General features: G+C 59.1%; 12 protein-coding genes. 9 read left to right on the top strand and 3 right to left on the bottom strand.

Annotation, left to right across the window (positions count from 1 at the left end; all coding sequences use genetic code 11):
• Window positions 1-17: 17 nt before the first annotated feature.
• The 3 genes from PHD44_RS07875 to PHD44_RS07865 are packed head-to-tail and all read right to left on the bottom strand — an operon-like array spanning window position 18 to window position 4,358.
• The gene (locus PHD44_RS07875; protein ID WP_300190042.1) at window positions 18-1,403 is read right to left on the bottom strand and encodes a diguanylate cyclase; all 1,386 of its coding nucleotides are present in this window, start codon (window positions 1,401-1,403) and stop codon (window positions 18-20) included.
• Between the two features lie 3 nt (window positions 1,404-1,406).
• Window positions 1,407-1,778, bottom strand: coding sequence for a response regulator (locus tag PHD44_RS07870; RefSeq protein ID WP_300190040.1), 372 nt, complete (start codon window positions 1,776-1,778; stop codon window positions 1,407-1,409).
• A 3-nt stretch (window positions 1,779-1,781) separates the two neighbouring features.
• Entirely contained in the window at window positions 1,782-4,358 is a 2,577-nt protein-coding gene (locus PHD44_RS07865) for a response regulator (RefSeq protein WP_300190039.1), read from the bottom strand.
• 206 nt (window positions 4,359-4,564) lie between these two features.
• Between PHD44_RS07865 and PHD44_RS07860 the strand changes: the two genes are divergently transcribed.
• The 9 genes from PHD44_RS07860 (at window position 4,565) to gspG (ending at window position 15,125) form a co-directional block, all read left to right on the top strand.
• Window positions 4,565-5,359 (top strand): protein phosphatase 2C domain-containing protein, encoded by a 795-nt coding sequence (locus tag PHD44_RS07860; RefSeq protein WP_300190036.1) that lies wholly within the window; start codon window positions 4,565-4,567, stop codon window positions 5,357-5,359.
• A gap of 18 nt (window positions 5,360-5,377) precedes the next feature.
• Complete coding sequence (gene corA / locus PHD44_RS07855) at window positions 5,378-6,484, top strand: magnesium/cobalt transporter CorA (protein WP_300190034.1); 1,107 nt, start codon at window positions 5,378-5,380, stop codon at window positions 6,482-6,484.
• 101 nt (window positions 6,485-6,585) lie between these two features.
• The gene (locus PHD44_RS07850; protein WP_300190032.1) at window positions 6,586-7,836 is read left to right on the top strand and encodes a glycosyltransferase family 1 protein; all 1,251 of its coding nucleotides are present in this window, start codon (window positions 6,586-6,588) and stop codon (window positions 7,834-7,836) included.
• A 1-nt stretch (window position 7,837) separates the two neighbouring features.
• Window positions 7,838-8,401, top strand: coding sequence for a phosphatase PAP2 family protein (locus PHD44_RS07845; protein WP_300190030.1), 564 nt, complete (start codon window positions 7,838-7,840; stop codon window positions 8,399-8,401).
• 428 nt (window positions 8,402-8,829) lie between these two features.
• Window positions 8,830-9,687 (top strand): type II secretion system protein GspC, encoded by an 858-nt coding sequence (gene gspC, locus PHD44_RS07840; protein WP_300190027.1) that lies wholly within the window; start codon window positions 8,830-8,832, stop codon window positions 9,685-9,687.
• Complete coding sequence (gspD, locus tag PHD44_RS07835) at window positions 9,684-11,855, top strand: type II secretion system secretin GspD (protein WP_300190024.1); 2,172 nt, start codon at window positions 9,684-9,686, stop codon at window positions 11,853-11,855. Before gspC ends, gspD begins: the two co-directional genes overlap by 4 nt.
• A 10-nt stretch (window positions 11,856-11,865) precedes the next feature.
• Complete coding sequence (gene gspE / locus PHD44_RS07830; protein ID WP_300190021.1) at window positions 11,866-13,395, top strand: type II secretion system ATPase GspE; 1,530 nt, start codon at window positions 11,866-11,868, stop codon at window positions 13,393-13,395.
• A gap of 6 nt (window positions 13,396-13,401) precedes the next feature.
• Complete coding sequence (gene gspF / locus PHD44_RS07825; protein ID WP_300190018.1) at window positions 13,402-14,625, top strand: type II secretion system inner membrane protein GspF; 1,224 nt, start codon at window positions 13,402-13,404, stop codon at window positions 14,623-14,625.
• A gap of 2 nt (window positions 14,626-14,627) precedes the next feature.
• Entirely contained in the window at window positions 14,628-15,125 is a 498-nt protein-coding gene (gene gspG, locus PHD44_RS07820; RefSeq protein WP_300190016.1) for a type II secretion system major pseudopilin GspG, read from the top strand.
• The last annotated feature ends 52 nt before the right edge of the window (window positions 15,126-15,177 follow it).

The following is a 15,177-nucleotide window of genomic DNA, read 5'->3' as shown; positions in this document are numbered from 1 at the left end:
GAGTTTCTATAATGACATCAGGGCTGCCCCAGCGTGCCGACCTGATTACGCCCGGAAGCCTTGGCTTGATAGAGCCCCTTGTCTGCCAGGTTGATCAAGGCACTGGGTTCACAGAACGCCGTTGGGCGCCATTCGCCCACGCCCAGGCTTGCCGTGACGATGGGCATGACGGTGCTGTCCGGGTGCGGTAGTTCCAGCGACATGACCGCGCTGCGGACGCGTTCGGCCACGCTGAGTGCGTCTGCCAGTTCGGTTTCCGGCAGGATGACGGCGAATTCCTCACCGCCGTAGCGCGCGGCCAGATCCTTGACGCGATACAGGCTGGAACTGACTGCCTTGGCGACGCGCATCAGCGCGTGGTCACCGGCTTCGTGCCCCAGCGAATCGTTATAGCGCTTGAAGTAATCGACATCAATCAGGATCAGCGAGACGGGCGCGCCTTCCTGCTGTGCGCGGCGCCATGTTGTCATCAGGTATTCGTCGAACTTGCGACGGTTGGCAATCGCCGTGAGGCCGTCGATATAGGAGAACTGCTTGAGTTGTCGGTTCGCGTCGGCCAGTTGCTGGGTCACCCGGCGCAGATAGACCTGTGTCGCGATGCGCGCCAGTGCCACCGGAAAGTCCAGCGGTTTGGCCAGATAGTCGTTGGCCCCCTGGGTGAGCGCATCGACGATGGTCTCGGAGCCGTGTCGCGCCGTTACCACGATGACGGGCAGTTCGTGGGCAGACGATTTGCTGCGAATCTTCGCCAGCACTTCGGTGCCGCTCATGTCGGGCATGAGCCAGTCGAGCAGGATGACGTCAAACTGCTCCGATTCCAGTCGGTCAAGCGCATCCCGTCCCGAATTGCTGACGGTGACGCGGTAGCCTTCGCGGATCAGGCGGCGCTGCATCAGTTCGAGATTTTCCTGACGGTCGTCGACAATGAGCAAATGACCGCCTGCATGGCCACTGCCGCCTGTGGCATGGGTGGCCGTTTCGCGTGCGTTTTGCTGACTGCGTGCGTCGCCCAGATCGATAGAGGGTTTCGCGCTGAGCGATTCGAGCAAGGCGCGCATGTTGCCGATCGCCGAACCGATTTTTTCGACATCGGGACAGGCTTCCTGCCAGGCATTTTCGATCGTGGACTTCAGGCCGTTGAAGTCCGCTTCGATCAAGGCCATTTTCGCTCGCCAATCCGGGAACAGACCATCGAAATGCCCGCTGGACATCGGTGCGGGGCGGTTGATGGTCTCCAGCATCCGATAGGCATCATCGAGCAGCGTCTTGAGGCGAGGAGAAAGCAGGTCGTTACACGCTGGCGGCAGGTCGTCCAGCAGCATTTCGGTGTAACCGATCATGTGATTGAGCGGTGTGCGCAGGTCGTGACGGATGTGGGCGTCGCAGGGGTGGGTGTCGGCCATGAGCTAGTCTCTCTTTGCCATTTGTTGTTCGATCTTTTCGAGCAGACGGGGGAGATCCACGGGTTTGGTGTCGAAATCGTTGCAGCCGGCTTCAAGTGCTTTGGCCCGTTCGCCATCCATGGCGTGCGCGGTGAGCGCGATGATCGGGATCGCCCGGGTTGCGGGCTCGGCACGAATGGCGCGGGTGGCCTCCCAGCCGTCCAGCACGGGCAGACTCATGTCCATCAGAATCAGATCGGGTTGCTGTGATTTCGCCATGGCGACACCTTCATCACCATCGACTGCCAGCACGACCTCGTAGCCTTTGCGCGCCAGGCGTCGCGAGAGCATGTCCCGATTCATTTCGTTGTCTTCGACCAGTAATATCCGTGCCATGTGTCATGTCTCCTTGCGTTCGTCGCCATCTGCTGCCTTGCCGGAGGGCGCAGAGGGTGTATTTTTTCGATGTGTGCAGAGTTGTTCATGCAAACGACCAACCAGCAGTTCCTCGTTCAAGCCATCACGTTCGATGATGTATTCGACGCGCTGTGAAAGTCGCTGTCGATCGTCATCGGTCAGTGTCTTTGCCGTGAGCACCAGAACCGGCAAGGAATTGAATTCCGGGCGTTGGCGCAGGGCATCGATGAACGCGAAGCCGTCCATGTTGGGCATCATCAGATCCAGAATCACGAGATCCGGCGCGGCATGGGCCGATAGCCAGTCCAAACCGGATTGGCCGTCGGTGGCTTCATCGACCACGGTGCCTTCCGGTTCCAGCACACGGCGAATCAGATTCCGGTTGTCGGCATCGTCGTCGATCATCAGCACGTGGCAATGATTCGGGTGGCGTTTGTACTGTCGCAGCAGGCCCAGCAGCGCATCCTTGTTGACGGGTTTGGTCAGGAACTGGGCGGCACCCAGGGCATAGCCCAGGCTTTTCTCGTTCGTCATCGTGAGAACGAAAACCGGGATGTCCTTGAGCTCGGGGTCGGCCTTGAGCGAAGTAAGTACGCTCCAGCCATCCACGCCGGGCATCATGATGTCGAGCGTGATGAAATCGGGGTGCTCGATGCGCGCCATCGCCAGGCCATCGGTTCCATTGCTCGCCGTGATGACGCGATAGCCCGCGCGGCCGAGCGATCGCTTGAGCAGATCGTGCACGGAAGGGTCGTCGTCGATCACCAGAATCGTTTCCGCCTGTTCATCCAGCGCCGCGTTGGTTGAAGTCGCGGATGGTTGAGACGGGACGTCGGTGGCATTGGCGGGTTCCGTCTGCGTTTGCGGTTCGACGGTCAGTGGCAGGGAAACCGTAAACACGCTGCCGCTGCCGGGTGTGCTGGCCGCGGTGATATCGCCACCCATCATGCGGGCGAAATGGCGGGAAATCGACAACCCGAGGCCGGAACCCCCGTATTTTCGTGTCGTGGACGCGTCGGCCTGGCTGAATACCTGGAACAGGCGACCGAGTTGTTCCTCGTTCATGCCGATACCGGTATCGGAGACGGCAATCGTAAAGCGATCGGTGTCTTCCCGTCGGGCGGTAAGCGTCAGCGTCCCCTCATGGGTGAATTTGGCCGCATTGCTGATGAGATTGAGCAGAATCTGCCGGAATTTGGTCAGGTCGCCGCGCATGTGCCCGAGCGAATCGTCGCACTCGAATACCAGCGTATTTTGATTCTTGTCGATGACGGGTCTGGCGGTGTCGATCACTGTCTGGATTTCGCGACAGATCGGGAAGGACTCCAGATACAGTTCCATCTTGCCCGCTTCGATTCGGGAAATGTCGAGAATGTCGTTCACCAGCGCCAGCAAATGCTTCCCGCTGTTGAGGATGCGCTCCAGATCCGGTGCGTATTGCGTGTTGCCGTCGTCCTCGGACTCTTCGAGCAGGATCTCGCTGTAACCGATGATGGCGTTGAGCGGTGTACGCAACTCGTGACTCATGTTGGCAACGAACTGACTCTTGGTCTGGTTGGCGTCTTCGGCCTCTTGGCGGGCCTCTCCGGCAATTTTTAGAGCTTCTTCGAGTTCTTTCGTGCGCTGCAAGACAGCGGTATTCAGGTTTTGCTCACGGTCGGCGACTTCGTGCGCCATCGACTGGAAACTACGCGCCAGCTCGCCCGGTTCGTCCCCTCGTTTGGCAAGCTGTTGCATTTTCGGCTGGTCGAACACCGCGAGTTGATCCTGCGTCGCCGAGCCGGTGCCGATCGCACGGGCAGCCGATGTCAGGCGCTGAATCGGGATGACGACCGTGCGCCGGATCTGCCAGATCAGCAGGGTGGTGCCCACGGCAAACACGCCGAAGAAGATACCCATGCTCCACAGGAGGTATTGATGCCCCTGCGCGAAAATTTCATCGGAGGGGACATAGATTGTCTGGGCCGAAACGATCTCACCGAGTTTCCAGCCGAAACCGTGCTTGTCGCCGTAGGTGGCGACCAGGCTCTTGGGTGCGGCTTGTGGCGTAGAGTGACATTGCAGGCAGCTCGCCTTGGTGACGGCCAGTGGGCGCGCAGTGTAAAACAGGTTCCGCCCGTTGAGTTCCCGGAACCCCGACAACACTTTGATCGAAGGGTTTGCCCTGAATTTGGCGACCAGCCCGGATTCGAACGCATCGGCCTGATCATGCGGGCTGGTGGGGTTCAGCGTGGCTTCCTTGTAACGGAATTCGGCAAACGCGGGATCGTTGCGGAACGTGTTGAAGATTGTTCGCGCGGAAAATGCCGGGACGGTTTCGGAAATGAATTGCTGTTCGGTGAAAAGCCGTTGCTGGAGTTTCGGGGTGATGTGCAAGCTGGTGTAGGAACGAACGGCGTTCATCATGCCACTTAGCATCTCTGCACGAGTCTGGATTTCTGCCTCGGCCTTTTTGTTCATGGCACTGGACAGGAAAAAACCGGACACGGCGATACTGATCAAAAAGGCCAGTATCAGGAAAAGAGTCAGTTTGGTGCCAATTCGCAAATTCTGCAGCATGTAATCAATCGTCCTTGAGGTAGATCACGCGATGGGGGCCGTTGCGGTATTATCACGCCACGCGGCCGGTTCCCTCGTCCGCTGGTTTCATCAGAAAACCTGATTTACTGGATGTAAATTCAATATGTTGGGTGTAATCAATGCTCATTGTGACATAGAATCGGCCCGTTGTTGAAGGCTGTTTTCGCCCCGTAAGGATGCACCGTTTGAATGCTGAACTAATCACTGCTCCCGCTTCTGCTCTGGAATTCATGGGCGCTGACCGGCATGTCGGTGGGCGGGCCTATCAGCAGGATCAGGTGGTCTGCCTGTCCACGCCGGATATGAAATACCAGCTTCTGGTGGTCGCCGATGGTGTCGGCGGGCATTGGGGCGGTGAGATGGCCTCGAATACGGTGATCGAAGTTGCCCGCCGTCTGTTTCCTGCTCGATTGAACCAGTTTCCGGAATCCGGTGGCTTCCTCGCGTATTTTTGCCAGACGGCTAATGACGAGATTCGGGCACGGGCGGCACGGGAGAATCAACAGGCTTTTTCCACCGTGGTGGCGTTGCTCACCACGCCGAGCAGGGCGTATTGGGCGCATGTCGGGGATAGTCGTTTGTATGGATTCAAGGGCGCGGAACTGGTGCACCAGACGAGCGATCATTCGCTTGTGCAGGCCTTGTTCGATCAGGGACGAATCACGGCAGACGAGCGCCGGGTTCACCCTGAGCGTAATCGGGTTCTCAATGTCCTGGGTATGAACGACACCGTGCAGCCCACGCTGGGCGAAATCAGTTTGACGCCGGATATGGCCTTCCTGCTGTGTACGGACGGGTTCTGGGAGCATGTAGCCGTGTCGGAAATGCCGCTGATACTGGCTGCCGCGGATTTGAGTTTCGCAGCCTCGGTCTGGGTGCGTCAGGCGGCGCGCCGCGCAGGTGCCGGGGGGGATAATGTCGCGGTGGCCTTGTGGCGGTCGCCTCCTCGATCCAGACGCGGCTGGCTTTCGTTTCGATAAATCGCCTGGAGTGTTGCCATGAGTTTCGAAAATCGGCGTATCGGCACAGCGGACCGGGTGGGTATGGCACCCGGTGCATTGCTGGAGGATACCCATTCTGTTCCGGCGCACATTGAACTGATTCATTATCGTGAACATGATTCGTCGGCGATTGATCCTGCGAGCTTGCAGGCCATGCAAACCGCCATGGCAGCCCATGATGGCGTCACATGGCTGCACGTGCAGGGTTTGCCCGGCAAGGCCTTTCTGGAAGAAATGGGCGAGCGTTTCGGCCTGCATCCCCTCTTGCTCGAGGATATCCAGTCGCGAGATCAGCGCCCCAAGCTCGACGAATACGTAGAGCATCTGTTCGCTGTGTTCTCGGTGCCTCGCTGGCAGGGGGACGGGGCCGTTCTCGAACAGTTCAGCCTGCTGCTGGGCGATGGCTACGTCATCAGCATTCACGATGCCCAGAGCGACATCACCGGCATCGTGCGTGCGCGATTGGCGCAATCGAGTTCGCGTTTGCGCCAGCATGGTGCGGATTATCTGTTCTATTCGCTGATCGATTTGATCATCGACCAGATCTACCCCTTGCTCGAAACCTTCGGCGGTACGGTCGACGAGCTGGAAGAGCGTCTGGTAACCAATCCAGGCCATCGTGCCCTGCCGGATATCCAATCTGCCAAACGCACCCTCAACCAGCTCCGGCGCCAACTCTGGCCGACGCGCGAAGTCATCAGTCATCTGATTCGCGGCGTCAGTAACGAGCCGCTTCTGGAGGCCGGGTTACGGCCTTATCTCAATGATCTTTACGATCACACGGTATCCGTGATGGATATGCTCGAAACCTATCGCGATACCGTCACCGGGTTGATCGACATTCATCTGTCGAGTGTCAGCAACCGTTTGAATGAAATCATGCGTACCCTGACCGTGATCTCGACGCTATTCATCCCGCTTACCTTTATCACCGGTATCTATGGCATGAATTTCGGCAACAACGCCGATAGCCCGTTCGCCATGCCGGAACTGCATTGGTACTTCGGCTATCCGCTTATTTTATCGGTGATGGTGATGGTGGCCGTCGGGATGCTCCTGTTCTTCAAGCGCCGGGGGTTGATCTTTACCCGTGGTCGTTTCTGACCGAGCTAATGGTTAGGCCACGATTAACTGTCTTGTTTTGTTCAAGAAATCGTCATGGGGCTGTCACGCAGCCGCTCTAAGGTTTGAGCAGGAGTCGCGCAATGTGCGCGGCAGGACGCCAAAACCGAGGGCGGGCGATGTATATCAGTCTGGTGACCGAAACCTTTGATCCCGATATCAACGGGGTGGCGACGACGCTCAAGCAGATTCATTCTGCCCTGCTGTCGTCAGGTCACCGGGTGCAGCTCGTGTGCCCGAAAGGCGATAAGGCAAGGGAACTGGATGACCTGCTCGAAGTGCCCGGACTGGCTTTGCCTTTCTATACCGATGTTCGGCTGGGGTTGCCCGTGGGCCGACGCTTGAAGCGCCGCTGGCAGACCGAGCGCCCGGATCTCGTGCATATCGCCACCGAGGGGCCGCTGGGATACGCCGCCCTGCGCACGGCCAAAGCGCTGGGTTTGCCGGTCACCTCGTCGCTGCATACGAATTTCCATACCTACATGGCGTTTTATCGTGTTGGCTGGCTGGCCGCGCCAGTCATGCGTTATCTCAAGTGGTTTCACAACCACACTGCCTGCACGTTCATCCCAACCGGGCAGCAGGCCGAAGCGCTCAGCTTGAGCGGGTTCGATCGTCTGGCGGTGTTGGGGCGCGGTGTGGATACGGCCCTGTTCAATCCCGAGCGGCGCGATGCTGCCCTGCGCGCGCAGTGGAGTGAGCATTCCGGGCTTGCGGCGGATGATGAGCCCAAGGTCGCCTTGCATGTCGGAAGACTGGCACCGGAGAAAAATCTCGATTTATTGTTACAAACATTTAATGCAATGCGTGCGGCGCGACCGGATATGATTGGCGTGGTGGTAGGCGACGGCCCGGAGCGCGCCCGACTGGAAAAGGCATTGCCCTGGGTCATCTTTACCGGCATGAAGCGAGGAGAGCAGTTGGCTCGACACTATGCCAGCGCGGACCTGTTCATCTTCCCCAGTCAAACCGAAACGTTTGGCAATGTATTGCTGGAGGCCATGGCTTGCGGGTTGATTTGCGTCAGTTTCGATTATGCGGCTGGCAATTACCTGATCCATGATGGGAGAAATGGCTATTTAGCCCCCTTGGGCGATGATGCACACTTTGTAAAAGCGGCAGTCGAGCTGGTACGGGCGGAAGGCCCGGAGATGCGACAGATAGGCTCCAGGGCCAGAGAAGCCGCTGCCGCTTTTGATTGGGCGCGGATTACGCGCTCCTTCGAGCGGCATCTTAACGATGTGCTGCAGTCAGAAGCAGGCGGCGCAGCACAGAGGCGCGCACACAAGCACAAGCTTGACGCGTTGACGAATCAGGATAAAACGGGAGTCTGACATGAGCGCACTCATTCGTTCCTTCAAAGGTTGGCACTTACTGAATCGTTACCTGGATTGGGAAGCGGTGATCATGTATCGCCTCAACCATGTCAATGCCATGCGTGGTTTGCGTCGATTGTTCGCGATTTGCAGCCGCCTGGGCGATGGTGTCGCCTGGTACGTGACCGCCGCCCTGATCGCACTGTTCGTCGGGGAATCGGCCTGGTTGCCCATGAGTGTCATGATGATTTCCGCAGGTGTCGGATTGGGCATTTACGCTTCCATCAAACACCTCACGGCTCGACCGCGTCCGCACGTGGCTCACGATGGTTTGGTGCTGAGTGTGGCGCCTTTGGATAAATACAGTTTCCCTTCCGGCCACACCCTGCATGCAGTGAATTTTGCGATTCAGATCGCCGTCTTCGCACCGGGTCTTGCCTGGTTGGTCATTCCCTTCGCCCTGATGGTCGCGCTATCGCGGATGGTGCTCGGGTTGCACTATCTCTCAGATGTGCTGGTCGGCGGGGTGATTGGTGCGCTGATCGCGGTGTCCAGTCTTTGGGTGGTTGGTACGCTGTCTTGATGCGACCGCTTTTCAATTGTCATCGACTTTTCACGATGGCGTCTTGGAAATCTCTGCACGAATCCATCCATGGCTTCATGCAGACACGCACAAGCCGGTGGGCTGACGCCAGCTACGCGTTCACGCCCGTCTTGTGCTCAGCATATCAATGACTTGCGTCATTGAGCGGCAGGGCGTTCATGCCCTGCACGGGAAGGTCTGCATTTGTGCAGACCTTCCCTTAACATCCCCCGCTTTTGTGGCGTGTAGAACGACCTTGATTCAGGGCGGGAATGCACTCACTATAAGAAGGGTTTTCCGAATGCTCGAACCGCACTCACGACGTTTCGGGCAGTTGCCTGGTTTTAATTGATGGTGCGCCTCATTTATCCTGAGCCGGATGGGCGGGATTTGGCGTGCATGCCTTGTATGGGTATTGAATATTGGTCATGTCTTGGTCGAAGAGCCGTTTCGTATGGATTCCGAGCGCGCTTTTCCTGATTTTACTGGCGACTGCTGGCGTGCTCGCGGCCCGCATTACCTGGTTGTGGCTGGCACCGGCACCAGTGTATGTATCGCCTGCCGAGTCGGGGGGCGAGGCGAGTGAAAAGTCGCAGTCGGCATCGGTTGAGCAGATCGGGAGTTGGCATCTGTTCGGCCGGGCAGCGACGCCAGACAATCCCACGGCGACAAAGATATCGGCATCCCAATTAGGGGTGAAGCTCGAAGGCATCATCAGCGGTTCTCCCTCGCCCCTGGTCATGCTGCGGGTGGGTGGCGAGGTGCGATTGCTGCAAGTCGGTGATGCGTTGTCTGCGGGGGTAAGCATCGTTTCGATCGCGCCTGATCGGGTCGTCATCTCCAATCAGGGCCGTCTTGAGTCAATCGCCTTCCCCAAGCCCCAGTCGCTTGATCAGGCCCCCGCACCGAGCGCCGCATCGCTGACTACGACAAGCCCGCGTGGTGTTTCCCGCTCCGCTGTCGCACCCACTGTTCGGGTGCAGGCAGAAGAAATCCGGCATAACCCTCAAACCTTGCTGCGTTTTGTGACCGTATCGCCTGTGCAGCAAGACGGCGAGGTCAGTGGTTATTCGCTGCGCCCGGTACCGGGGCAGGAAGCACTCATGCGGGCGCTTGGGCTCATGCCGGGGGATGTGCTGACATCCATCGACGGGATGCCGGTCAATGATCCCACCCTGTTGCCGCGCGTGATGCCGCTATTGAATTCAGGCCAGCCATTGCAGGTGGTGGTCGAACGGGGCGGTCAGCCCCTGAGTATGACGATTAATTTGGACTCATTACAATGATGAACACCGCTCGCGGCATCCGCGACCAAGCATCCACCCTGGTTTTTGGCATGGCGCTGACACTGGTCACCTCCGCCGGCCTGATCAGCAGTTCTGCCCGTGCTGCCGATGCGCCCCCGCCCGGTATTTCGCATATTCAGGACGACAAATCCGATACGGATAAGGTTACCCTGAATTTCCGCGACATGGATATCGGCGCGCTCATCGAGGCCGTCTCTAAAGTCACGGGCAAGAACTTCATCGTCGACCCCCGGGTCAAGGCGCGGGTCACCGTCATTTCCGCCAAGCCGATGAGTCCGCAGAAACTCTATGACGTGTTCCTTTCGATCCTGCAGGTCAATGGCTTTGCCGCCGTGCCTGCGGGCAACGTCATCAAGATCGTGCCGGAAATCAATGCCCGTTCCGATGCCCAGCCGGTCAATCCCGGCGCTTCGGCCGATGGCGATCAGATGGTGACCGAAGTCGTGCGCCTGCGTTATGTTCCTGCCGCGCCCCTGCTGACCGTTTTGCGCCAGATCATGCCGCAACAGGCCGCGCTTTCGGTGTACCCCGATTCCAACTCGCTGGTGATTACCGACCGGGCGGGGAATATCGGTCGTTTGAAAAAGATACTGGCCAAGGTGGATCAACCCGCCGTGGGGGATGTGGAAATCATTCGGTTGAAGCGGGCATCGGCTGACTCGGTCGTGTCCACACTCAAGGCATTGTTTGGCGCCAGCGGCAGTGGAGCAACCACACCGGGCGCGGCTCCAGCAGCGGGCGGCAACAACTTTTCCCGTGTGCCGGTATTCGCCGCCGATGACCGCACCAACAGCGTTCTGCTGAGTGGTGATGCCGTATCCCGCGCCAAAATGCGCGCCATCATCCTGAATCTGGACATGCCGCAGACGAATTATGGCAATACGCGCGTGTTCCGACTCAAATACGCCAATGCCGAAGACCTCGTCGGTGTACTCAAAGGGTTCATGAGCACCAACGGAGCCGCATCCACCGGGGCGACGGCCACGAAAGAGGCGACCACCAATCCGGACAATAACCGGCTCGAGATCGCCGCCGACAAATCCCTCAACGCCCTGGTCGTGACGGCGTCACCCAGCCGGATGCAGACGGTCGAGTCGGTGATCGATCAGCTCGATATCCGGCGCAAGCAGGTATTGGTAGAAGCGATTATTGCCGAGGTATCGAACGGCGTAACCAAAAAGTTGGGTACCCAGTTTCTGGTCGGTGGCGGCAGCGGTACGGTGCCGATCGGCATTTCGACCTTCAATGGGTTGTTGTCCAGCGTCGCCAGCTCCGCCGCGCAGGCGGGCACAGGCAGTGTAGGTAGCGCCATTGGTTTGGGTTTGGCCGGGGCGTTGGGCGATGGCGGCAATGTTGGCGTGGGGCGATTCGGTCAGGGCGGTGCTGATTTCGCTTTACTTGTTTCGGCTTTGGCAGGCAACTCGGGTAACAACATTCTCTCCACGCCGAGTCTGCTCACATTGGATAACCAGGAAGCCAGTATCGTGGTCGGCCAGAATATTCCAATCGTCACCGGCTCGTATGCCCAGACCGGCTCGGCAACCTCGCCCACCAATCCGTTCCAGACCATCACGCGCGAAGATATCGGCGTCAAGCTCAAGGTCACGCCCACCATCAGCCCGGATGGCACCGTGCGTTTGAAGATCGAGCAGGAGGTCTCCAGCCTCGACAGTGCGGCGCAAAGCTCGGCGGGTTTGATCACCAATAAACGCAATGTGACCACCACCGTGCAGGTCGATGACGGTGATGTGGTCGTTTTGGGCGGTCTGATAGATGACAGCACGAACTCGAACCAACAAAGTGTTCCGGGGTTGGGCGACATTCCCATTCTGGGTAATTTGTTCCGCTACCGTTCGGCCAGTACCAACAAGCGCAATCTGATGATCTTCATTCGGCCTTTGATTGTTGGTGATGGCGGCAAGTTGTCCGAATTCAGCCGTGAACAGTACGACCGCATTCGCCAGAGTCAACAGGATACGTTCGACAAGCGATCTCTCGTCAAACCACGCGATTGGTCCGTATTGTCGCCCGAACAGGATTTCCAGCGTAATCTGCCGATCCCGATGCCGCAGAATATCCAGACCCTGATGGAGCAGGATCGTGCCCGCAGCCAAACGGGCAGTGGTCAAACGGCGGCCGCCCCGTGAGTGAACTGCGATGACTGACGGAGTTGATCGCGTCGTGGAGCGGAAGATGGCGCAAACACCCGCCCTCTCGTATGGCTATGCACGGCGCTTCGGGGTGCTGATCGAGTCTGCTGGTGATGTTTCGCCAGCCGCCGATCACGGTGTGTGGATCGTGCGACATTGCAAGCCATTGCCGGTATCGGTGCTGGCAGAACTGGGCCGCAAGCTGCCCGATGGCTTTACGCTCGACTGGCTTCAAACCGATGAGTTTGAACGGCGCCTGGCGCGCGCCTATGAGGGCGGTTCGAGCGTCGCACAAACCATGGTCGATGACTTGGGTGACGGCGGGCTTGATGCGCTGGCGAACACACTGAATGCGCCGATCGACCTGCTCGAAGCCGATGACGAAGCACCGATTATCCGTCTGATCAATGCGCTGCTTTCCGAAGCCGTGCGTGAGGGTGCATCCGACATTCACTTGGAAAGCTTCGAAAGCCGTATGGTTGTGCGTTTTCGCGTCGATGGCATGTTGCGCGAGGTGCTCGAACCACCGCGTGCCGTGGCCGGTATCATCGTCTCGCGGATCAAGGTCATGGCGAATCTCGATATCGCGGAAAAACGTGTGCCGCAGGATGGTCGCATTTCCTTGCGCCTGGCCGGTCGCCCGGTCGATGTGCGGGTGTCGACCCTGCCTTCGGGGCAGGGCGAGCGCGTGGTGCTGCGCCTGCTGGATAAAGAAGCCGGGCGGTTGACGCTCGATAACCTGGGGTTAACGCGTGAACTGCAAGCGCGGCTGAACAAGCTCATCCACCGGCCGCACGGCATTTTGCTGGTGACTGGCCCGACCGGCTCGGGCAAGACCACCACGCTCTACGCCGCGCTGTCGGAGATCAACACCCGCGAGCGCAACATTCTCACCGTGGAAGACCCGATCGAGTATTACCTCGACGGCGTGGGCCAGACGCAGGTCAATCCCAAGGTGGAGATGACCTTCGCGCGCGGTTTGCGGGCGATTTTGCGTCAGGATCCGGACGTGGTGATGGTCGGTGAGATCCGGGATGTCGAAACCGCCGAAATTGCGGTGCAGGCCAGTTTGACCGGGCATCTGGTGCTCTCGACCCTGCACACCAACTCGGCTGTCGGCGCCATCACGCGCTTGCGGGATATGGGCGTCGAGCCGTTTCTGCTCTCATCGAGTCTGATCGGCGTGCTGGCGCAGCGGCTCGTGCGGCGGCTGGATGCACGTTATCGCGAAGCCTACATCCCCGATGCAAGTGAATGCGCGCTGCTCGGCTTGGACGCCAGCCAGCCCCCGACGCTGTATCGCGTGCGTGAAGAAGCGCGGCAACGCGGTCAGGGGTATCTCGGTCGAACCGGCGTGTACGAACTGATTACCATCGATGCCGACACACGGCGTTTGATCCACGATGGCGCGGCGGAACCGGCCATCGAAGCGCAAGTCCGCAAGCACAGCAGTTCCATTCTGGCCTACGGCGCGGCCCTCGTGATGGCGGGCGTAACGACCACCGAAGAATTACTCCGCGTGACGGCGGAAGGGTAATCACGCATGGCCGCTTTTGAATACAGCGCGCTCGATGCTCAAGGCAAAACCCGCAAGGGCGTGATCGAAAGCGATAGCGCGCGCGGCGCCCGCAGCCTGTTGCGCGATCAGGGCTTGGCGCCACTGACCATCGAAGCGGTGGTGGCCGATCAATCCACCGCCGGCGGCCTGCAAGGCTGGATGAGCCGTTTTCAATCCTTGAATCCGACGGAACTGGCCTTGTTCACCCGCCAGATTTCCACCCTCATCGCCGCCGGCCTGCCCATCGATGCGGCGCTGGCGGGCATTATCCGCCAAACAGAAAACGCAAGAATCCGCCGCATTGTCACGGCGGTGCGTTCCAAAGTGGTCGAAGGGCACAGCCTGGCACAGGGATTGGCGACGTTTCCTCGGGCCTTCTCGGAACTGTATCGCGCAACCGTGGCCGCGGGCGAGGAGTCGGGCCACCTCGAAGCGGTGCTCGAACGCTTGGCCGATTACACCGAAGGGCGTCAGGCCACCACGCAAAAGGTGCAGATGGCGCTGTTCTACCCCGCGCTGCTCACGCTGATGGCGGTGGCGGTGGTTATTGGCTTGGTGACGTATGTCGTGCCGCAAGTGGTGCAGGTGTTCGTGCAGATGAAGCAGACGCTGCCGCCACTGACCCGCGGATTGATTGCCGTGAGTACCTTCCTGCGGGAACAATGGCCGTGGATTTTATTGGGCATGGCGGCCTTTGCAATTTGGTTTTACTGGGCGCTGCGCCAACCGAAATTTGCCTTCCGCTGGGCACAGATGCAGCTCAAGCTTCCGCTGATCGGTCGCTTGATTCGCGGGTTCAACGCCGCCCGGTTTGCCCGCACCCTGAGCATCCTGAGTGCCGCCGGTGTGCCCATGCTCAAGGCGCTGACCATCAGTGGCGAGGTCGTCGCTTCCGAACCGATGCGCCGCGCCATTGGCGAAGCCACCGATCGCGTGCGCGAAGGCGCGCCCATCGCCCGTTCGCTGGAGCATTCCCGTCTGTTCCCGCCGATGATGCTGCAATTGATTGCGGCGGGTGAGCAAAGCGGCGCGTTGGGCGATATGCTCGAACGGGCCGCCGTGCAACAGGAACGCGAACTCGATACCCTGATCAACGCCTTGCTCGGCCTGTTCGAGCCGATTTTGATTCTCGTCATGGGCGGGGTCGTTTTGCTGATCGTGCTGGCGATCCTGATCCCGATTTTTGATCTCAACCAAATGGTGCATTAATGATGTCGTATCTTTCCTCACGTCTTTCTTCACGCGCGGCGCGTTTTGAACATGCCAATGGTTTGGTTTCCCGTGGTTTTACCTTGATCGAAGTCATGGTTGTGGTCGTCATTCTGGCCATTCTGGCGACTATCGTCGTGCCGAAAATCATGGATCGGCCGGACGATGCCCGGATTGCCAAAGCCAAGCAGGACATCCGCGCCATCGAATCGGCATTGCAGCTCTACAAGCTCGACAATCTGACCTACCCGACCACCGATCAGGGGCTCGAAGCACTGGTCAAACCTCCGGCCAATGCCAAAAACTGGCGGCAGGGCGGCTACCTCGATCGCCTGCCGATCGACCCGTGGAACAATCCCTATCAATATTTGAGCCCCGGCCAGCACGGCACGTTTGATGTCTACAGTCTCGGTGCCGATGGGCAACCGGGCGGCACTGGCGCAGACGCCGATATCGGCAACTGGCAGGAAGAAGGCGGTGCCACGAACACGGGTAACTGAGTCTCGTGATGCTTGCGCCCCGTGCCGTATGTGATGCTCGATATGCGCCGAA

This window comes from Halothiobacillus sp. (genome assembly GCF_028710545.1).
In the GTDB taxonomy this organism is placed as follows: Bacteria; Pseudomonadota; Gammaproteobacteria; order Halothiobacillales; family Halothiobacillaceae; genus Halothiobacillus.
The sequence above is the reverse complement of the archived record's forward strand: the minus strand, read 5'-3'. Positions and strand labels throughout refer to the sequence as shown.